We start from the raw sequence: 21,290 nt of genomic DNA on the forward strand, positions 1-21,290 counted from the left end.
CATGAAAAAATTCTATCCATATATTATTTTAAAAACCAATGTTTCAACTAAGTTGTTGAAATATAATATCTACATATATAATACAGTGCTCAATAAGGCTGAGACAGCTATTGTTTTTAAAGATAGTGCATTTAAAAAAATAGGTGATCAGCTTTATCAAACCAAGCCAGTCGAAATCGATAGTTCAAAAATAGGATTAGAAAGACTTAGAGACTGCGTTATTATTCTTAATTTATATCGACTAACTTCATCAGGGAAAGAAAACCTAGTGATAAGTCGTTACATTATTCCAGATAAAATTGAATCTTACCCTTATCAAGATCATGCAAAGAACAAAAATATTCCCGTAACAACGTACGTTGAGTCAACGGCTGTAACTAAAATTGTCAAAGATGACATCTCTAAAAATGATTTTGAACTCGCTTTAAATCGAAATAGAATTTTTCAGTGTATTGATTCTGGCTGTAGACCAGGAGAAACTAAAGATCCTTTTTCTAAGGCTCAAATTGAGGCTGGACTACAATCGAGATTAAATGAACCTCTTCCAAATCAAGATCAGACATCTCTATGTGGTCCTGCTGCATACTTTTTTTGTTTAATCAGTTTAAGTCCTTCCAGATATAAATTAGCAGTAAAGCAGCTATGGGAAGTAGGTCAAACCAAAATTGGAGAGCTTGATATCAAACCATCACTGAATGGAAGTAGACGAGTAAAGAATTTCTATCGTCCTAATGGTGCGCCTAATATCCCGCCAATTGATTGGATTACATTTGCGAGTTTACGTGAATCTGAGAACTTAGCTCTTACGCTTAGTGATCCTGAACAAGAAGTAGCAGGAATTACGCTCTGGACAGAATTAAGTAGCTGGTTTAAAAGAACAGGCTTTAAGGGTTTAAAAACATATCCCTTTTATCTTAATGGATACAATCCCAGTTTAATTGGTGAAATTAATCAATATGCTGGTGAGGAATATTATGTAGTCACATTAATATCAGCAAGTCTTCTAAGTAGTGGTAGTAGTTCTGGAACTCAAAGTTTTCCCGATCATTGGATTGTCTGGACAGATAAATTAAGAGATACAAAGGGACAAGCTATTACAAGCTATTCAGATCCTTATAGAACTGAAGTTAGACTAAAAATGTTTACTTGGGGGGAAAACACACAGAGACTCGGTGCAGGAATATCTCTATATAATTTTGAAAAAAAAGTATTTTTTGCCTTACTTATTAAAAAGGAAAAATTTTGATGAAAATTAAGCTGATCGTTATTTTTTCAATTTTGTTGATACTTGTAGGCTGTGGTAAAAAATATACCATTACTCCCGATAGCTTGCCTGTAGCTAGTGTTAATCAAGAATACAAACAAACTATAAAAATATCTGGGGGTAAGGTTGTTGATCAATACGCTAGTTTAGAAACAAATATTCCAAAAGAATTAGGAATAATTATTCAACCTGTAAATGAACTAGATGGATATAACATTATAGAAATAAAAGGTACACCAAAATATAGTGGAGAATATACTATAACGATAAAAGCGGACTTTTTTGGTGGTGGCGGCGCTGAAATCAATAAAACATATACGCTTACAGTTCAGTAAGAGCTTTTAAGAGATTAAATTTTTTGGGCCTGTGCTAGATAGCATTGTGACAATCTACTTTTATGAAGATAACTAGACGTAGATTAAATTGCAGGTCCTTAAGGATTCTTTTCTGGAGGTTTTTATAGTAATTGGAATCGTTCATACTCGCCCTTATCGGTTGGGTAAATAACGTATTCACCGCGATTACTTGTGCATATTCCCAATGCGCCTCATTTGGGAGATTCATCGGTATCCCCACTTGTTCACCTATCCACTGACAGTAATCATTGGCTTGTTGCCAACTTGATCCCAGCAGGTGCATTAGGAACATGGTTAATTTTAGAGATTTCTTGCATCCCAACTTTGTGCTATCCAGTTGCTTTTGTATAGATATTAAAGTCGTTGAAAGTAGTTTTATAGGCATTTAGGCTAAAACTATCGAGCGTGACTTTGTGTACTAGCATGGGCTGCATAGAGTCCCGTGATCAGTAATTTATCCTTGGGTGCGTAATGGGGTTTCCCATCATAAAAGAACCACCTTCGACAAAGTGCAGTTAAGGCAATACTAGAAAGTAATTTGGACATACTAGATAAAAATTTCATTCTCAGCATTATCTCTAGAATTGTGCAACAACAGTGATTTCAGCACCAATAATAAGCATATTTATCAGACCTAAAAATAACACAACCATAAATACATGATTTATATTAAAAAATAATTGTGGCATGGTTTCTGCTTTTATTAATTCAAACTTGTATACAAGATAGGATTCATAAAGTGCACGAAATTAAAACTTTAGGCTGGACAATTTTTGAATGGCAAACGGCTTACTTAAAAAAAGAGATTCAGCTCGATACTTTAAAAGATTTAGTTGCAGCAATTGACTCTCAAGACAATGCATGGATTTCAATTGCGACGGTAGATCAAATTGAACAACAAATCCAAGCATTGAATCACTCGACTCAAGATGCTGAGAATCTGCATAAACAATTTCCACTTTACGGCGTGCCATTTGCAGTTAAAGACAATATTGATGTTGCTGGATTTGCAACGACAGCCGCATGTAAAGCACTAACCGAGATAGCAGAACAAGATGCAGAAACAGTACGTTTGTTAAAACAAGCGGGTGCGATTGTGATTGGAAAAACCAATCTTGATCAGTTTGCTACAGGTTTAGTGGGGACACGTTCACCATTTGGTGCAGTGCCAAATACATTTAAAGCTGAATATGTCAGTGGTGGTTCAAGCTCAGGTTCAGCAAGTGCTGTAGCTCGTGGATTCGTGCCATTTGCATTGGGTACAGATACTGCGGGTTCAGGTCGTGTACCTGCGGCATTTAATAATATTGTCGGTTTAAAGCCGACCAAAGGGCGTTTTTCAAATCGTGGCTTAATACCTGCGTGTAAAAGTCTCGATTGTATTTCGATATTTGCTTTAACGGTTGCCGATGCGGATCTAGTCGCTCATCAAATCGAAGCCTACGATGCTCTGGATAGCTATTCACGTAAGCACCCTAAAAATGTGCCTGCACGTTTCTCTAGCAAATTAAAATTTGCAATTCCAAACCAACTGAATTTCTTTGGTGATCAGCAAGCCGAAAAAGCATTTCAACAAACTGTGCAATTGCTGGAAAGTTTAAACGCTGAAATCACCAAAATTGATTTTTCAGATTTTGAGAAATTAGCAGCGCAACTCTATCAAGGTTCGTGGGTCGCAGAGCGTACTGCTGCTGTTGAAGAATTACTCAAATCTAATCCTGAAGCTTTTGATCCAACCGTATTGGAAATTATTAAAAATGGAGAAAATTATTCAGCGGTTGATGCCTACAATGCAGAATATTTAAAACAGGATCTTGCTCGAAAAATCCAACAACGATTGGCTGAATTTGATGCCTTAATCGTACCAACAGCACCAACCATTTATACCATTGAGCAAGTACAGCAGCATCCAATTGAATATAACGCTCACTTTGGCACATATACCAACTTTACCAATTTAGCTGATCTCAGCGCACTGGCATTACCAGCAGGCTTTAGAGCGGATCACTTACCGTTTGGCATCACGCTAATCGCACCTGCTTGGCACGATGCGGCATTGGTTCATTTCGGTAAGGCATGGCAAAACTACTTGTCACTTAAGTTAGGTGCTTTAGATAAGACTCAGCCTCTAGGTTCTGTAACTCCAGTTTCTCCTCATCATATCCGTGTTGCTGTGGTCGGTGCGCATCTCACTGGGATGCCATTAAATTTTCAATTGACCACACGTGATGCAGTGCATATCGAAACCACAAAAACCTCTAAAAATTATGCGCTCTATGCTTTAAACGGCACAGTTCCGCCAAAACCAGGCTTAGCTCGTCAACAAGACGGACAAAGCATCATTGTTGAACTTTGGGATGTTCCAACCGCTCGATTTGGCGAGTTTGTAGCAGAGATCCCAACACCTTTGGGCATGGGCAATGTCGAGTTAGAAGATGGTCGTTGGGTTAAAGGCTTTATTTGTGAGCCTTATGGCATAAATGATGCAGAGAATATTAGTCATTTTGGTGGATGGAGAGCCTATATCCAGCATCGTAACAGTCAAGCGAATCATCAAACAACAAACACAGCGAATTAATTGGGGGAGTCATCATGTTTAAAACTGTACTTATTGCAAACCGTGGTGAAATTGCTGTTCGAGCGATTCGCACACTGAAAAAATTAGGCGTGACTAGTGTTGCTGTTTATTCAGATAGCGATTGTTATGCACAACATGTTGAAGATGCTGATATTGCAATTGCATTGGATGGCTTAAAACCAGCCGATACTTATTTAAGTATTGAGAAATTAATTCAAGCTGCTAAACAAACGGGTGCTGAGGCGATTTTTCCGGGTTATGGTTTCCTCTCAGAAAGTGCTGATTTTTCACGTGCATGTGAAGAAAATAATATTGCCTTTATGGGACCAACTGCCGAACAAATTTTAGAGTTTGGTTTAAAACATCGTGCCCGTGAATTGGCCGCAGAGGCGAATGTGCCAATGACACCAGGGACAGGATTACTGGATAGTTTAGAAGAAGCATTGACTGCTGCTGATCGTATTGGCTATCCAATTATGCTGAAAAGTACCGCTGGCGGTGGTGGTATTGGCTTGACCCGTTGCGACACCCCGCAAGCATTGACCGATGCCTATGAAAGTGTCAAACGTTTAGGCGAACAGTTCTTTAAAGATGCCGGCGTATTTATTGAGTGTTTTATCGATAAAGCGCGTCATGTCGAAGTGCAAATCTTTGGTGATGGCAAAGGGCAAGTGGTTGCTTTTGGTGAGCGCGATTGTTCTTTGCAACGTCGAAACCAAAAAGTGGTTGAGGAAACGCCTGCGGCAAACCTACCAGAAGCAACACGCAAAAAATTGCATCAGGCTGCGGTGGAGTTAGGCAAATCTGTTAATTATCGCAGTGCTGGTACAGTAGAATTTATCTATGATGCCAATCGCGATGAGTTTTATTTTCTTGAAGTAAATACGCGTTTACAGGTTGAACATCCAGTCACTGAAATGGTGACTGGTTTAGACCTCATTGAATGCATGCTCAAAGTGGCTGCTGGTGATGAACTTGATTGGGCATACCTTAGCAATATTCAGCCTAAAGGTGCAGCGATTGAAGTACGAGTTTATGCCGAAGATCCTGTTAAAAATTTCCAGCCAAGTCCGGGTGTTTTGACAGAAGTGAGTTTTCCAGAAGGAATTCGTGTTGATACTTGGGTCAAAACAGGTACAGAAATTTCGCAATATTTTGATCCAATGATTGCCAAGATCATCGTTCATGCTGAAGATCGTGCTGCTGCGATTGAGAAACTACAAACTGTCTTAGCTGAAACTCGTTTAAATGGGATCAGCACCAATTTAGATTATGCGCGTGCCATTATTTCTGATGAACGTTTTGAATCCATGCAGATTTGGACACGTATGTTGGATGACTTCAACTATACGCCAAACGTGATTGAAGTGGTTCAAGCAGGAACTTTGAGTTCAATTCAAGATTATCCGGGTCGTACAGGCTATTGGGATATTGGTGTGCCACCATCAGGTCCAATGGATGATTATGCATTTCAGCTTGCCAATCGTATTGTGGGAAATGATACTAAAGCGGCAGGGTTTGAATTTACCTTAGTTGGGCCAACATTAAAATTCCATGCGGATACAACCATTGCTTTAGCAGGAGCGAGTTGTAAAGCATTCTTGGATAATGAAAAAATTGATTTTTGGCAACCTGTTGAAGTCAAAGCAGGGCAAACTCTTAAAATCGGTCAAGTTGAAACAGGCTGTCGTACTTATTTAGCTGTGAGAAATGGCTTAGATGTGCCTGTTTATCTTGGCAGTCGCTCTACTTTTGCACTTGGTAATTTTGGGGGGCATGCAGGTCGTACCTTACGTGTCGGTGACATGATTAAAATGGTTGATCCAACATTTGCCAGTATAGAACTTCCAATTGCAACTGACGTGCCTCAAGCATTATCGGCTGATCTGATTCCTGAATATGGCAATGAGTGGGAAATCGCAGTTTTATATGGTCCACATGGCGCACCTGACTTCTTCAGGCCTGAATATGTGGAGGAGTTTTTTGCATCTGAATGGACAGTACACTTCAACTCTAACCGTTTAGGTGTACGTTTATCAGGTCCGACACCAAGCTGGGCGCGAGAAAATGGTGGTGAGGCAGGCTTACATCCATCCAATGTTCATGACTGTGAATATGCCATTGGCGCAATCAACTTTACTGGTGATTTCCCTGTTATTTTAGCAAAAGATGGTCCGAGTCTAGGTGGCTTTGTATGTCCTGTGACCATTGCCAAAGCAGAACTTTGGAAAGTTGGACAGTTAAAAGCGGATGATAAAATTCGTTTCTACCCAATCACGGTAGAACAAGCCAATGAATTAGAACGCAAGCAAATTGAAAATATCCAAAACTTTGCTGATGCGACCAAAGTCGTGGAGACGATTGAGCCAACTCAAGATGTGTTAACAACAATTTTGGCACAACGAGAACCAACTGATTTATCCCCAAAAACAGTTTATCGCCAAGCAGGTGATAGCTATATTCTCTTAGAATACGGCGAAAACGTTTTGGATTTGGCTTTACGTTTACGTGTGCATCAATTGATTCAAATGATTCGTGCAGCAAATATCGATGGCGTATTAGAACTCTCGCCGGGTGTACGTTCACTGCAAATTAAATATGACGGCTTAGTAATTCCACAATCAGAACTGATTACTCAATTACTTAAACTTGAAGAAGAAATGGGAGATTTGAGTCAGTTAAAGATTCCATCACGTATCGTGCATTTGCCAATGGCATTTGAAGACAGTGCAACTTTAGGGGCTGTTGAGCGTTATCAAGAAAGTGTTTGTGCCAAAGCGCCTTGGCTACCAAGCAATGTTGATTTTATTCAACGAATTAATGGTTTAGCTCATCGTAATGAAGTCAAAAATATTATTTTCGATGCGAATTACTTAATTCTTGGTTTGGGTGATGTTTATCTGACTGCACCATGTGCCGTTCCAATCGATCCACGTCATCGCTTACTCAGTTCTAAATACAATCCTGCACGTACCTTTACCGCAGAGGGAACAGTGGGGATTGGCGGTATGTACATGTGTATCTATGGTATGGATTCACCGGGAGGCTATCAGCTAATTGGTCGTACTTTACCGATTTGGAACAAGTTTAAGAAAAATAAACAATTTGGTAATAAGCAATGGTTCTTACAGTTCTTTGATCAAATTAAATATTTTGAAGTGTCTGAAGATGAACTGAATTTATGGCGTGCAGATTTTGAAAATGGTCGTGCGGAAATTCAGATTGAAGAAACTGAATTTGATTATGCGGACTATGTAAAATTCTTAGAGAATGAAGCCGAAAGTATTGCTGAGTTTAAAGCCAAGCAGCAACAAGCATTTACCACCGAAGTGAGCCGTTGGAAAGAAGAGTTTGCTGCACAGCCAGAAGAACAGATTGAACTTTGTAACAATGCGGACTATAGCCATCTTTCATCCCTCAACGCATCGATGACTGGCAATATCTGGAAAATCTTTGTTGAAAGCGGTCAGGAGGTTAAAAAAGGTGAGACTATTGCTATTATTGAAGCAATGAAGATGGAACTTCCTGTTTATGCAGAAGAAGATGGCATCGTGAAAGCCATTATTTGCAGAGCAGGGCAAACGGTACATAGTGGCGAGCCACTGGTCTATATGGAATAAGGCAAGGCTGCATGAAAGAAACCAAAATAAAAACAACAAAGAGCTCAGACAACTTGTCTGAGCTAGTTTACCAACGCATCAAGAATGATATCTTTGATTTCAAATTGATGCCGGGTGAACGCTTCACTGAATCCGAAGTTGCAAAAGCTTATGATGTGAGTCGTACCCCAATCCGACAAGCCTTATATCGTTTGCAACAAGAGGGTTATGTCGATGTGAGTTTTCGTAGCGGTTGGCAAATCCGACCGCTCAATTTTCGTTATTATGAAGAACTTTATGATGTGCGGATCGTGTTAGAAAAAGATTCGATTCGTAAACTTTGTCAGATGGATCATCAAAACTCGGTTGAGTTATCCGTTTTAAAAGATTTATGGATGATCGAATCGCATCAATATTTAAAAGACATCAAACAACTCTCACAACAAGATGAAGATTTTCATTGCGCATTGGTTCGTGCCTCAGGTAATAATGAAATGGCAAGGATTCATCGTGATTTGAGTGAACGCATCCGTATTATTCGTCGTTTGGATTTTTCCAAAGATTACCGTGTAGAAGCAACTTATCAAGAACATCAAAAAATATTAGGTTTTATCTTCGATCGCAAAGTGGATGAAGCAATCCACGCGATTGAAGCGCATATTATGCAAAGTCGTGATGAAGTGAAAAAAATTACTTTGCAAATGTTAGATTCGAGTCAGTTTTATTGATTTATGAGTTATGGATTACGAATGCTTAAAAATGAGTTAACTTATAGTATTCAAAAATTTATAGATAAGAAGGATATATCTGTAAAGAATGCTAATAAAATTGAATTTTTGCTTGAAAGTTTAAATTCAGAGCAGGAGTTAGTTGAAAATACTATTTTAATGTTGGCTTCTTATCTACCTAATGGTGGAACGTATATGTACGACGAAGACCAAGTTGCTTATGAGCTAAAGAAAATATTGAAAATTTTGTAATAGATAATTAGGTTTTATTTATCACGATTAGAATAAAAAATTAATATTCTATTAAAACACTCTAATTTTCATGCCTAATCCTGCATAAAACTAACATCTTTCATTACTTTTCTATTTAATAATAAAGATCAAACTTCCAATCATCAGATGAAACATGATGAATGATCAAACACTCACGGCACTATTTCTAAAAATCGTTCATAAAGAAGGCTTTTTTACTACGGCAATAGATGGCATTACCCTGATGCGAGTCGATCATGACACACCGCCGATTGCTGTATTGCAAGAACCGACTTTAGTTTTTGTTTTACAAGGTCAAAAACGTGGCTATATAGGAACAGAAACCTATACATTTCAACAAGGAGAATGCCTGATTGTTTCGGTATTGATGCCATTTGATTGCGACACAATTGCAAGTCCTGAATTCCCCATGATTGCGATTGGTATGAAATTAGAGGTTGATACTGTCAATGAATTATTGGCAAAGACCTATTTTGAGAATTATCAGTTTAAGCCGTTAACGACGGGAATGAGCGTCATTCAGTATGATCAGAACATCTCAAGTGTATTATTTAGGCTACTCAATACGCTTACATCTGAGCAAGATATTTTGATTTTAGGTGATCAAATAAAACGAGAACTCTTATATAGAGTGATTCAACACTCAGGTGCAGATGCTTTAAAAGGGCTAGTGGCTCAAGGAAATTTAAGACCAATTTATAAAATTTGTGAATATATTCAACATCATTTTACTGACAAGCTAACCGTTGAAATGCTTGCTGAGCAAGCCAATATGAGTACTTCCGCTTTCCATAAAGCCTTCAAACAAGTCACCCAACATCCACCTTTGCAATATTTAAAAATAGTTCGATTGCATAAGGCCAAACAATTGTTGCAAAACGAAAACCAAAGCGTTGCTCAAGCCGCTTATGCTGTTGGTTATCAAAGCTCATCACAATTTAGTCGAGAATTTAAAAAACAGTTTGGTTTTTCTCCTAATCAGGCTGAGTTAAATAAGGAATAAACAAATCATGAATCATAGTCGTGTAGATCAAATGAAATATATCGAAATTACTCAAGCTGGCGGTCCTGAAGTTTTAAAAGTTGTGCAAGGCGATCGTCCAGAGATTAAAGAAGATGAAGTGCTCATTGAAGTCTACGCAACAGGTATCAATAGGCCTGATATTTTGCAACGTCAAGGACTTTATCCAATGCCGAAAGGCGTAACACAAATTCCGGGGCTGGAAGTTGCTGGCGTTATTGCACAAGTAGGAAATAAGGTACAAAAATTTAAAATCGGCGATAAAGTTTGCGCACTTACCAATGGTGGTGGTTATGCTGAATACTGTGCTGTGCCAGAGAATCAAACTTTAGCTATTCCCAAGAATCTCAGTTTGATAGAAGCGGCTGCTATTCCTGAAACTTACTTTACGGTATGGGCAAATTTATTTCAGATCGGGATGTTAAAGAATCATGAAACGGTCTTAATTCATGGTGGTGCGAGTGGTATTGGTTCAACCGCAATCAGTCTATGTCATGCGATGGGAATTCAAAATTTTTCAACAGTTGGCAGTGACGATAAGGTTGAAAAACTAGCTTCGATGTCTCAAGTTATCAACTATAAGACTCAGGATTTCGAAAAAGAAATTTTAGAACGCACCGATGGTCAAGGTGTCGATGTGATCTTGGATATTATTGGCGCATCTTACTTTAATAAAAATTTACGCTTGCTAAAACGAGATGGTCGACTGGTCATCATTGGCTTTATGGGTGGCAGAAAAGTCGATGGCTTTGATATACAAGAATTGATGTTAAAACGTGCGACTGTTACAGGTTCAACCATGCGAGCGAGAACCAACGCAGAAAAAGCAGAAATTACCGAAGACCTTGAGCAATACGTATGGCCATTGATTGAAGCAGATCAATGTAAACCGATTATTTATAAAACTTTTGCTTTTGAAGATGTCGCGCAAGCTCATCAATGTTTGGAGAGCAGTCAACATATTGGCAAAGTTGTACTCGAAGTTAAAGCTGAATTTGCCTAATTATATTCATTACATGCCTGTTTATGCAGATCAGTTGAGCATGACCCAAATCTTGAGCAGTATGTATAAATAAAACAATCCTATGAGGACACTCAAAATGACAACTAATACTGATGATCGTAACCCAACGCCTGATGTTGCTGAAGATAATGCTTTTTTCCCATCGCCATATTCATTGAGTCAGTACACAGCACCTAAAACGGATTATGATGGAACAACCTATCCAAATCCGTATCAAGGCGATAAAAAAATTCTTATGATCGCAACGGATGAACGTTATATCTTGATGCAAAATGAGAAATTCTTTTCTACAGGTAATCACCCTGTTGAAATGTTATTACCGATGTTTCATTTAGACAGTGCAGGTTTTGCATTTGATGTTGCAACGCTGTCAGGCAATCCAGTCAAACTTGAAATGTGGGCGATGCCCAAAGAAGAGCAAGTTGTTTTGGATACCTATAAGAAGTATGAGAAACAACTTAAAGCACCCCTGAAATTAGCCGATATTTTGGATAAAGCACTTAGTAAAGACTCTCCTTATGTTGGTGTCTTCATTCCTGGTGGGCATGGCGCAATGGTAAAAATACCGCATAGTAAAGACGTTAAATCCGTGTTGAAGTGGGCTGTTGAAAACGATAAATATGTGATCACACTTTGTCATGGCCCAGCATCATTACTTGCAGCGGCAGTCGATGAACATCCAAACGATTATCTCTTTAAAGGCTATCAAGCCTGTGTGTTTCCAGATGCTTTAGATACAGGTGCAAATATAGATATTGGCTATATGCCGGGTCAACTACCGTGGCTGGTTGGTGAAAGTTTAGAGAAACTCGGTGTGGAAATCCTAAATAAAGGAATCACAGGTCAAGTTCATCAAGACAGAAAATTATTAACAGGTGATAGTCCTTTGGCTTCAAACAATTTAGGTAAGCATGCAGCGAATGCTTTATTAGCAGATACAAATATTGTTTAAAGGAATACATCCCCAAACGAATAAAACCGCCTTCAAGTTGGTGATTTGTCAAACTTCAAGGTGACAATAAAAAACAGCGTATCACTTGATACGCTGTTTTTTATTGAAGAATAAATCTATTAGGGTGTTGTGACCGCGTCCTTAGGACCAAAACGAATGACCCAGATCCCAAAAATAGTCGCAAAGATATACATAAAAATAGAATAGACCGCAGCAGGCATTGCAATGGTAGTGCTCGCCATCACGGTAAGCGCAATCGTCATCGCTAGCGTACTGTTATGGATCCCAATCTCAAAAGCACAAGCACGCGCTTGAAATGAGCTAATGCCGAGCAGACGAGGAACAAAATAACCAACGCATAAACTAATCGCACAGAATAGAGCAGTGGCTAAACCAATTTGGCCAATGTACTCTACTAAATTTGCACGTTCTGTGATGATTGCACCTAAAATAATAATCACGAGGAAAATGACGGCAAAAATACGTACAGGACGATTCAATTTTTCAGCAAAATGCGGCGCATAGTGACGAACAAGCATCCCAATACCAACAGGCACTAGAATAATTAAAAATACCTGCATTATTTTAGAAAACTGTAGTCCAACTTGTTGACCCTCATTCATAAAATGTAGGATGGAGAAATTGACGATAAAAGGTAAAAAAACAGCGGCGAGTACAGCATTGATCGCAGTTAGGCTAATATTTAACGCAATATCACCTTTATATAAATAACTAAATAAATTTGCGGTCGTTCCACCGGGTGAGGCCGCAAGGAGCATCAAGCCAACAGCCAATAATGGTGGTAAAGCTAAGATTTTACAGATTAAAAAGGCTATGCCGACCAATAAGACCAATTGACAGAACAGTGCAATCAGGACAACTTTGGGATGTTTACTTACTCTGGCGAAATCTTTGACCGTTAACTCTAAACCCAAACCTGCCATGACGATTGCAAGGGCGATAGGTAAAAAAAGTGTGATCAATCCTGAATCCATAATCATTTTTTCCTTTTAATAGATATTATTTATATGAAAAGATGTTGTTTGGTCGTACCCAGTACGAAATCGAATCCTTCGATTTGTATCGCTCTTGGGAAAGCTGGTACGACACAAGCAACAAATTTAAAAAACCAATACTTTATGCACCATGAATTTAGTTATTTTTACTAAATAATTTCACTTATTAATATGTGCATTTCTCCATTGGAATGTGTCTACTCTACGACAATTTCATAAAATTTTAATATGTCACTTTTAGACTGAGCATTCATTTTCTATGTTTGGTTACATATTTACGACGATTGAGGGTGATGACCGTTCTGTCTTGATCTTGAAGCAAAATGTTCAATCTAGACTGATTTTAGACAGGTTTGTAGTGTTCACTTATCTAGTAAAAGTTCAATATAAACAATTACATATTTCTATTCGGTTAGGCGGATTACGATCAAAGCACAAATAGTAATGATTATTGTTTCACTGATTTTTTTTGAAAAGTAATTGGCATAAGTGCACAACTGTATCTTAATTGTGGTCAATGACACTAAATTACATCGAGCATGATAATTTGCGCCAATTTGATATTTGTAACTATTTATTTGGCCTGAATAAGTGAAAGTTATAGAAATCTATAAATCGAAATAGAAGAATTTATATTACAACATGTGGAATAAAATATGGATACCATAGCTCGTGTAGAGGTGGGAACGGATACGAAGGTCCAAAAAAAGCAAAAAGTTACTTGGATCGTTTTTTCACTACTTTCGCTATTTTTATTGATTGGGGTAATGTACTACTTCTTTGTTTTTCGATTTTATCAATCTACCGATAATGCTTATATCCAAGCCGATGTGACATGGGTCATGCCGAAAATTTCGGGTGAAGTTGTTGAATTAGTCATAAATGACAATCAGTTTGTAAAACAAGGTGAGACCCTAGCCATATTAGACCAGCGTGATTATCAGGCACGTTATGATCAAGCCCAATCTTTGGTGACATTAAAAGAAGCTGCGCTTATTGTTCAGCAACAAAATGAAAGGTCGGCAAAATCAACCATTAATGAAGCGAATAGCGGGGTGCTTGCTGTACAAGCAGATTTATCTCGTTTGAAAAAGGATTACGCCCGTTACCAAGACTTATTAAAAGACGGCGTGATTACGCGTCAAAACTTTGACAGTATTCAATCCCAATATCTTTCTGCTCAAGCGCAATTAAACAAAGCATTAGCAACCGTCAATTCAGCAGAAGCGCAGCTCGGAAGCCTACAAGCAGGTCGAGCACAACTTTTGGCAGATATTCAAAATGCAAAAGCAAGCTTGGATCTTTTTCAAATTGATTTAGCATCTGCAAATGTGACTAGCCCTGTCTCAGGTAAGGTAGGGAGTTTAGCGATACAAAAAGGTTCTCGTGTTGGCCCGCAAACACGATTAATGGCGATTATTCCAGAAAATAGTTTATATGTTCAAGCCAACTTCAAAGAAACACAAATAGAAAAAATGCATATTGGTCAAGAAGTTAAATTAAAAATAGATGCGTATCCAAGTTTAACCTATACCGGAAAAATCGAAAGTTTTTCACCTGCATCAGGTGCAACGTTCTCACTGATGCCACCAGATAATGCAACAGGCAATTTTAATAAGGTCGTTCAGCGGATACCTGTGCGTATTGCGATAGACAGCAACGCTCATATCGATCTGATCAAACCCGGTATGTCGGTCAAAGCTACCGTGAATTTAAGAACTTAATCATCGCGATTTTAGGTGCTAAACATGGATAAGCGTTTAGATGAGGACTGGAAGTTCCCGACCAAAGTCGCGTGGGTGATTTTTATTGCCATGATTTTTGGCAATTTTATGGCGATTTTGGATATTCAAATCGTCGCAAGTTCTCTGAATGAAGTTCAAGCAGGTATGAGTGCCAGTCGCTATGAGGTGACATGGGTTCAAACTGTGTACTTGATTGCTGAAATCATCGCTATTCCGATGTCCAGTATTATTGCGCGAGTGTTATCGACACGAATTTATTACACCATTTGTGCGGTTGGATTTACGATTAGTTCTTTACTGTGCGCGATGGCTTGGAATCTAGAAAGTTTATTGGTATTTCGTGCAATTCAAGGCTTTATGGGAGGCGGCATGATTCCGACTTCCATGACCGCTTTATTTCTACTATTCCCTGAAGCGAAACGTACTTTGCCACTGGTACTCTTTGGCATGATCAGTACTTTAGGACCAGCTATTGGGCCGACTGTGGGTGGGTGGCTCACCAATAGTTTCTCATGGCACTGGATGTTCCTGATCAATATTATTCCAGGCATCATTATCGCAACCATTATTTTCTCTGGGCCTGATATTGATCGTGCTGATCATTCTTTGCTGAAAACAATGGACTGGATCGGTCTTATCGCGATGGCAATGTTCTTGGGTGGATTGGAATACTTTTTAGATGAAGGCGCTCGACATGATTGGTTGGTGGATAGTGGAGTGCGCATGGCATTTATTATCTGCATTCTCGGCGGTATTACGTTCTTTTATCGGAGTCTTACCCAAGAAAAACCCTTATTGGATTTGAGTGTTTTTAAGAATAAAAATTTTACCTTGAGTGCAATCATCACCTTTGTTATTGGCATGGCACTGTACGGCTTGGGTTATATGATTCCTGTTTTTCTTGGGCAAGTTCGGGAAATGAACAGCAGTCAAATCGGCCATATTATGATGGTAACAGGCGTAGTCATGTTCTGTTTTGCACCATTCCTTGCATGGTTGATTCCAAATTTTGACACTAGAAAAACGGTCTTTGTGGGCATGATCTTGGCTGGATTTGGTGTTTGGTTAAATTCGCATTTAAGTATCCATAGCGATTATGACTTTATGTTTTGGCCGCAAATCTATCGTGGTATTGGCTTAATGATTTGTTTGATTGTAGTTTCGCATTTAGCCATGAGTACCTTGCCGATGAGTAAAGTTGCTGATGCCAGCGGTATTTATAATCTAATGCGCAATATTGGCGGTGCAGTGGGACTTGCTTTGATCAACTCTTCCCTAGATTGGCTTACGGCGATCCATGTCACTGAGCTAAATCAATATATGACGCCTCAGAATTGGATTTTTGTAGAACGACTTGAACAACTCACCGCGCAATATCAAGAAGTGGGTTCAAATGCGCAGCAAATCGCGCTGAGTATTATTTATCGAGATATTCATTATCAAGCACTGACATCAAGTTTTAATGATTTACTGCGTATGCTGTCTATCATTATGTTCATTGCTGCTTTCCTTACATTTTTTATGGATAGGGGGAAGAAAATGAATATGTAAAAAACATATTAGAGGGTGAGTTTTTTTAATTAAAAAACTGGAAAGGTGTATCTCTGTATATGCCCTTTAAATAAAAATAATAGTTATATAAGTATCGAGATGTCTTGGGGACAAGAATACTTATGTATAAATTTAAAGGTTAAAACTATGATTAAGACAACATATAAGCTGATTTCTAAATTAAACAATAAAGAAAGCACTTATGGCCAATATATAGAAAAAGAGAAGATTGATATTGATAAATTGAAAACGATGTATTCAATTTATGAGCAATATTATGAAAACACCAAGTTTTCAGTCTTTGTTGAAGATTTCCAAAAGAAAAGTGGCGCTATATTAATTTTCAACAAAGAAAGTAATGAAATTGTCGGTTTTTCAACGGTCGCTGTACAACATTTCTATTTTGAAGGTAAAGATTACACCGTTATATTTAGTGGTGATACGGTTATTTTAAGAGCGTATTGGGGGACTCGCACCCTGCAAAGTACCATGTTCAAACTGATTATGAAGTTAAGAGTTAAATATCCATTTAATGAACTTTATTGGTTATTGATATCTAAAGGTTATAAAACATACTTGTTATTGGCAAATAATTATTATGCATACTATCCAAACATAATGGATGAAAACCAACACTTGTCAGCGGTGGTAGAACATTACTGTGAGAACTTCTTTGGTGAATATTATGACAAAGAAGTCGGCTTATTAAACTTTGGTAATGACTATCAACCATTAAAAGGGGAAGTCGCACCAATTACGGATGAGATGAGAATAAAAAATCCAAAAATTGAGTTTTTTGAGCAACTCAATCCAACTTGGACAGTCGGAACGGAGTTACCGTGTATTGGACGTTTGGCTTGGAAAGATATTGCCCGTTTCCCAGCAAAACTAATCTCGAAGCCGATCAGCAAAGGTCGATGCGATGCAATTGTGACCAAGCACACACGTCAACGAGGAGCCAGCAAATGAGATATCAAGACTGGCTGACCTCTGGATCGCATTTTATTTTAAAACACTGGTGTGATATCGCAGATCAAAAGTTTAAGAAGGGTTTTAATGATCTCGAAGCAGCGCAACGTCAAATTTTAAGTGTTATTTTACAATCATCTACTTTGGCACAACAGAACGATGTCAAAGATTATGAACAATTCGTCGTGTCTTTTCCTGCAACGCGTTATAGCGCATGGCGAGAGGATATTCAACTTTATCGGGAACAGAAATCCTCACTTTCCAGTAGTAAATTGATCCGTTTTCAGCCAACCAGTGGCTCAAGTGAACAGATCAAATTTATCCCTTATACCCAAGCATTTTTGCATGAACTTGACCATGCCATCGCACCTTGGTTAGCGAGTATGTATCGTAAATGTCCGCAATTACAATCAGGCACTCATTATTGGTCAGTTTCATGGTTGCCTGAAAGCCAGCGTGAGGTTTTAAAAGATAAAAACTTAAATGATGACAGTGCATTACTCGGTATAGGTAAGCGCATCTTATCCAAGTTTACTCAAGCAGTTCCGAGCAATATCGCCTTTGCAGCAAACGCTGATGATGCCTTGTTTGCCACAATCTGTTATTTGGTTGCAAACCGTAATTTAGCCATGATCTCAGTGTGGAGTCCGACTTTTGCTTTGCAATTGTTAGATCGCTTGGAAGCGATGCAACAAGACGTTGCAGAAGTTCTATGCAGTGGTTCATGGGGTGCGCGTCAGCTTTCTTTGCAACAAGTTGATGCTCCGCATAGTCCAGAAAGCGCTGAACGTTTAATTGATTGCTCGGATGGTGAGCAAATTGATTTTAAAGCCTTATGGCCGAAACTCAGTTTAGTCTCAAGTTGGGATACCGCTGGTTCAAAAGCTTGGGCGGATCAATTACGACAGAGGCTGCCTGCGGTACAGTTTGAAGGCAAAGGTTTGTGGGCGACTGAAGGAGTGGTTACGATCCCTTATGCAGATCAATATCCACTGGCGTATCAAAGTCATTTTTATGAATTTGAATATTTAGAAGGCGAAAAACAAGGGCAGATTATCCCATCTTGGGCATTGAAACTTGGTGATGTTGTGAGTCCAATCATTAGCTCAGGTAATGGTTTACTCAGATATTGTTTGGATGACTGCTTAATTGTGACTGGTTTCTTGGATCAAATTCCGTGTTTTGAGTTTCAAGGGCGGCGGTTTGGTGTCGATCTTGTGGGAGAAAAGCTAGCACCTGAAACAGCACAACAGCTTTTATCTCATTTAAATCAAACGAATTCTAAAGCGATTTCTTTACTCGCGATTGATACGCAGCAGCACGTTAAACCGTTTTATTGCGTATTGTTTGAAGGCGATATTCATCACACCGTTGATCATGACTATATCGACAATATTTTACGTCAAAATTTTCATTATGAATTGGCACGGAATTTAGGGCAGTTGGATCAACCTCAGATTCGACAGGCAAAAAATGGTTGGAATGCCTATAAAAAGTTGGTGATGTTCGATGGCATCATTGAAGGCAATATTAAGCCAGAACCTCTGAAAAAAGTGAGCTTGAATAGTTTGGCTCAGCTATGAAACAAGGAGGATGCAAGGTGCAGCGATTCAAAAAGCGAGTGTTAAAACTTCATTCTTTAATGTTTGTCAGTGTTTTACTCATGTCGGGGGCAGTCAATGGAATGACTTTAGAGCAAGCCTTGAGTGCGAGTTTAAAACATGAAAGCCAACTAGAACTGAGCCGTTTAAGTGTCAATCAGTCCACTGCCATGCTTGAACAAGCAAGACAACGTGATGGTTTAAAAGTAAATTTGGTGGGGCAGTTGGACTATGAAAAAATAGAGACACCGGCAACAGTTTTATTTCCGACAGAGGGAAATAGGCGTGGTCGCAGCTTACAACTACAGATGGACTATCCGATTTACACATCAGGTCGTCATCGTTTGGGTGTAGATGCCGCTCAAAGTCAGCTTTCTGCACAGACCCATGCATTTTCCGATCGACGATCTGAAACGATTCTAAATACAGTGATGGTCTATACCGATGTACTCAAAAAGCAGTCGATTTTAGCACTTAGAAAAAAAACACTAGCGAATCTACAACGCTCGCTTTTTGAATCACAACGGCGCTTTGATGTTGGCATGATTACCCGTGCTGATTTGGCTCAAGTCTTGGCGCAGGTCGCGCAAGGGCAAGCAGATGTGACTCATGCACAATCGAGCCTCAGCATTAGCGAAGCGCAATTTTATCAAGTGACAGGTGTTCGAGCTGATCAATTGGTTGCCATCACTCAAATCCCAAATCTATCAAATGATTTAGAAGACATCCTATCAAAAACCAAAAATCATCCAGCATTGATCCAAGCCAAATATCAAAAGCAAGCGGCAGAGCAACAATTCGCCTTAACAAAACGTGAGCTTTGGCCAACTGTGATGTTGACCAGTCGCGCTGGGAAACAAGAAGAAGCGAGTTACATTGGTTCTGAAAGTAATAATTATATGGTGGGCGTACAGTTAAATATGCCTTTGTTTGATGATGGTTTAAATCGCGCCAATGTGCGAAAAGCACAAACGGATGTGGATCTCGCCAATCAGAAAATTAGAAGCCTAGAATTGGATCTGAATCAACGTGCGCAAACGACCTATGCACAACTTTTAAGTATCCGTCAAAATAAAAATGCACTAAAAAATGCAATAGATGCAGCAGAAATCGCGCTGCTATACACACGTAAAGAATTTGAAATAGGCACCAAGACAACCTTTGACTTACTCAATACAGAGCAAAAATTGTTGGATGTTCAAACTCAGAAAATCGTCAATGAACAAGATGAAATCGTATTTGTCTATCAGTTATTGGATCAAATGGGCGAGCTAAATCATCTGGTGTCTAATCAATATCCTGAACAGGTGAATCTACAATGAATATAAATCCTGCATTACAACCGCCTGAAAAAAGTCATCTCATTACAAGGGAAGCAACATTAGAAGATGACCAAGCCTTGCGAGCATTGATCGCTGTTCCAATGACAACGAAAGGGGTTCAAATCAGTTTTCAACGTGAGCCGAGTTATTTTAAAGCATCCGATATTTTGTATAAGCATAAATTACATGTGGTGATTGAAGACACTGCGAGCCAGAAAAAAGTGGCTTGTTATAGCAATGGCTATCGTCCGTGTTATGTCAATCGCAGCATACAGAATTTTCGATATGCCAGTGACCTGCGCGTTGATCATCGCTATCGAGGAAAATCATTAGTTAAGGTGCTCGGTGCACATGTAAAAGAAAATATGCATGCGCCTAATTTTAGTCAGATGATTATTTTTGATGATAATCATGCAGCCCGTGCTGCGATACAAGCGCCTAAAACAGGTATGCCTGATTATTATGATGAAGGACTCATTGAGACTTTAACGCTGACAGATTTAGGCCCACGAAGAAAAATTACGACTTTCCTGAATGCTTCAAACCCACATCATACGGACATAGCGCAGATTCAATCTTGCATAGCCAAACCAGAACATATACAGGCGATGAATCAGTTTATTACCGAGATGTCAGATTACTATAACTTTATCCCTGCTTATAATTTCGAAGAATTGGCTGAGGGGAATTGTTATTTTTCTGGCATAAAACTATCAGACTTTCTTCTTTATTTTCAGAATGACAAAATTGTTGGCATGTTTGGGTTATGGGATCAGCACGGCCTCAAACAAACCAAAATATTACATTACAGTCCAATGATCGGTGTACTCAGACCGATATATAACTTTTACACCAAGTTCAGTAAAAGCATGCCTTTGCCCAAGCGAGGTGATGCGGTGAAATATCATGTACTGCATACTTTATTGTGTCATCCAACCGCTTTGTCTTTGCATCATCAGATGTTAAAAGACGCCTATCATCGTTCTAAGCAACTGGGTATTGGTGCTGTTAGTTTTACGCTATCGCATAAAGATCCTCGCTTTCAACTGAATCAATTCTATAAAGGAGAACGGTTGACTGGTATGCATGGTTTTATTAGCTTTGAGGCAGATCCGCGTCCTAGCTTTGATCAAACACTCATTCCATATCTTGAAGTGGGGCGGATTTGACGCTCAATCAAAATGGCTGTGAAATGTTTTATTGAGCAGTCATTTTCTATTTAACATGCTTCAATATGGCGTATTTTTAAGCCATTCCTTTTAAATCCATTAGAAAAACAGACAAAAGTTAT

At 38.8% G+C, this 21,290-nt stretch carries 16 protein-coding genes; 15 read left to right on the top strand and 1 reads right to left on the bottom strand.

Annotated features, from left to right (window positions below; all coding sequences use genetic code 11):
* Window position 1 precedes the first annotated feature (1 nt).
* The 9 genes from J2Y37_RS02420 to hchA all read left to right on the top strand — a co-directional run bounded on the left by J2Y37_RS02420 (window position 2) and on the right by hchA (window position 11,795).
* Window positions 2-1,246: a hypothetical protein gene (locus J2Y37_RS02420; RefSeq protein ID WP_349031724.1), complete on the top strand. Its 1,245-nt coding sequence runs from the start codon at window positions 2-4 to the stop codon at window positions 1,244-1,246.
* Window positions 1,246-1,599 carry a hypothetical protein gene (locus J2Y37_RS02425; RefSeq protein ID WP_349031725.1) on the top strand — a complete coding sequence of 118 codons (354 nt, stop codon included), beginning with the start codon at window positions 1,246-1,248 and terminating at the stop codon, window positions 1,597-1,599. The genes J2Y37_RS02420 and J2Y37_RS02425 overlap by 1 nt, the downstream gene beginning before the upstream one ends.
* 760 nt (window positions 1,600-2,359) lie before the next feature.
* A complete protein-coding gene (gene atzF / locus J2Y37_RS02430) occupies window positions 2,360-4,198 on the top strand; it encodes an allophanate hydrolase (protein WP_349031726.1) in 1,839 nt (612 codons plus the stop codon).
* Between the two features lie 14 nt (window positions 4,199-4,212).
* Window positions 4,213-7,818, top strand: a complete 3,606-nt coding sequence (gene uca, locus J2Y37_RS02435) for an urea carboxylase (protein WP_349031727.1) — start codon at window positions 4,213-4,215, stop codon at window positions 7,816-7,818.
* Window positions 7,819-7,871: 53 nt separating this feature from the next.
* Window positions 7,872-8,525: a GntR family transcriptional regulator gene (locus J2Y37_RS02440; protein WP_349031728.1), complete on the top strand. Its 654-nt coding sequence runs from the start codon at window positions 7,872-7,874 to the stop codon at window positions 8,523-8,525.
* 21 nt (window positions 8,526-8,546) lie between these two features.
* Window positions 8,547-8,777: a hypothetical protein gene (locus tag J2Y37_RS02445; protein ID WP_349031729.1), complete on the top strand. Its 231-nt coding sequence runs from the start codon at window positions 8,547-8,549 to the stop codon at window positions 8,775-8,777.
* A gap of 154 nt (window positions 8,778-8,931) precedes the next feature.
* Window positions 8,932-9,801: an AraC family transcriptional regulator gene (locus tag J2Y37_RS02450; RefSeq protein ID WP_349031730.1), complete on the top strand. Its 870-nt coding sequence runs from the start codon at window positions 8,932-8,934 to the stop codon at window positions 9,799-9,801.
* A gap of 7 nt (window positions 9,802-9,808) precedes the next feature.
* Entirely contained in the window at window positions 9,809-10,822 is a 1,014-nt protein-coding gene (locus J2Y37_RS02455; RefSeq protein WP_349031731.1) for an NAD(P)H-quinone oxidoreductase, read from the top strand.
* Window positions 10,823-10,919: 97 nt separating this feature from the next.
* Window positions 10,920-11,795, top strand: a complete 876-nt coding sequence (gene hchA, locus J2Y37_RS02460; protein WP_349031732.1) for a glyoxalase III HchA — start codon at window positions 10,920-10,922, stop codon at window positions 11,793-11,795.
* A gap of 119 nt (window positions 11,796-11,914) precedes the next feature.
* Here hchA and J2Y37_RS02465 read toward each other — a convergent pair whose 3' ends face one another.
* Window positions 11,915-12,790, bottom strand: a complete 876-nt coding sequence (locus J2Y37_RS02465; RefSeq protein ID WP_349031733.1) for a bile acid:sodium symporter family protein — start codon at window positions 12,788-12,790, stop codon at window positions 11,915-11,917.
* Between the two features lie 677 nt (window positions 12,791-13,467).
* Between J2Y37_RS02465 and J2Y37_RS02470 the strand changes: the two genes are divergently transcribed.
* The 6 genes from J2Y37_RS02470 (at window position 13,468) to J2Y37_RS02495 (ending at window position 21,168) form a co-directional block, all read left to right on the top strand.
* Window positions 13,468-14,535, top strand: a complete 1,068-nt coding sequence (locus J2Y37_RS02470; protein WP_349031734.1) for an HlyD family secretion protein — start codon at window positions 13,468-13,470, stop codon at window positions 14,533-14,535.
* Between the two features lie 24 nt (window positions 14,536-14,559).
* Window positions 14,560-16,107: a DHA2 family efflux MFS transporter permease subunit gene (locus J2Y37_RS02475; protein ID WP_005196875.1), complete on the top strand. Its 1,548-nt coding sequence runs from the start codon at window positions 14,560-14,562 to the stop codon at window positions 16,105-16,107.
* 147 nt (window positions 16,108-16,254) lie between these two features.
* Window positions 16,255-17,076, top strand: a complete 822-nt coding sequence (locus J2Y37_RS02480; RefSeq protein WP_005196878.1) for a hypothetical protein — start codon at window positions 16,255-16,257, stop codon at window positions 17,074-17,076.
* Entirely contained in the window at window positions 17,073-18,659 is a 1,587-nt protein-coding gene (locus J2Y37_RS02485) for a GH3 auxin-responsive promoter family protein (protein ID WP_349031735.1), read from the top strand. Before J2Y37_RS02480 ends, J2Y37_RS02485 begins: the two co-directional genes overlap by 4 nt.
* A gap of 17 nt (window positions 18,660-18,676) precedes the next feature.
* Window positions 18,677-19,999, top strand: coding sequence for a TolC family protein (locus J2Y37_RS02490; RefSeq protein WP_349031736.1), 1,323 nt, complete (start codon window positions 18,677-18,679; stop codon window positions 19,997-19,999).
* A complete protein-coding gene (locus tag J2Y37_RS02495) occupies window positions 19,996-21,168 on the top strand; it encodes a hypothetical protein (protein ID WP_349031737.1) in 1,173 nt (390 codons plus the stop codon). The genes J2Y37_RS02490 and J2Y37_RS02495 overlap by 4 nt, the downstream gene beginning before the upstream one ends.
* Window positions 21,169-21,290: the final 122 nt, after the last annotated feature.

Origin of the sequence: Acinetobacter sp. 3657, from assembly GCF_031456775.1 — a bacterium.
In the GTDB taxonomy this organism is placed as follows: domain Bacteria; phylum Pseudomonadota; class Gammaproteobacteria; order Pseudomonadales; family Moraxellaceae; genus Acinetobacter.

Excerpts from the sequence above, each read along its gene's own strand:
- hchA (WP_349031732.1), top strand. The coding sequence starts at position 10,920 with ATGACAACTAATACTGATGATCGTAACCCAACGCCTGATGTTGCTGAA.
- J2Y37_RS02445 (WP_349031729.1), top strand. The coding sequence starts at position 8,547 with ATGCTTAAAAATGAGTTAACTTATAGTATTCAAAAATTTATAGATAAG.
- J2Y37_RS02420 (WP_349031724.1), top strand. The coding sequence starts at position 2 with ATGAAAAAATTCTATCCATATATTATTTTAAAAACCAATGTTTCAACT.
- J2Y37_RS02485 (WP_349031735.1), top strand. The coding sequence starts at position 17,073 with ATGAGATATCAAGACTGGCTGACCTCTGGATCGCATTTTATTTTAAAA.
- J2Y37_RS02495 (WP_349031737.1), top strand. The coding sequence starts at position 19,996 with ATGAATATAAATCCTGCATTACAACCGCCTGAAAAAAGTCATCTCATT.
- J2Y37_RS02425 (WP_349031725.1), top strand. The coding sequence starts at position 1,246 with ATGAAAATTAAGCTGATCGTTATTTTTTCAATTTTGTTGATACTTGTA.
- uca (WP_349031727.1), top strand. The coding sequence starts at position 4,213 with ATGTTTAAAACTGTACTTATTGCAAACCGTGGTGAAATTGCTGTTCGA.
- J2Y37_RS02480 (WP_005196878.1), top strand. The coding sequence starts at position 16,255 with ATGATTAAGACAACATATAAGCTGATTTCTAAATTAAACAATAAAGAA.
- J2Y37_RS02455 (WP_349031731.1), top strand. The coding sequence starts at position 9,809 with ATGAATCATAGTCGTGTAGATCAAATGAAATATATCGAAATTACTCAA.
- J2Y37_RS02475 (WP_005196875.1), top strand. The coding sequence starts at position 14,560 with ATGGATAAGCGTTTAGATGAGGACTGGAAGTTCCCGACCAAAGTCGCG.
- J2Y37_RS02450 (WP_349031730.1), top strand. The coding sequence starts at position 8,932 with ATGATGAATGATCAAACACTCACGGCACTATTTCTAAAAATCGTTCAT.
- J2Y37_RS02465 (WP_349031733.1), bottom strand. The coding sequence starts at position 12,790 with ATGGATTCAGGATTGATCACACTTTTTTTACCTATCGCCCTTGCAATC.
- J2Y37_RS02470 (WP_349031734.1), top strand. The coding sequence starts at position 13,468 with ATGGATACCATAGCTCGTGTAGAGGTGGGAACGGATACGAAGGTCCAA.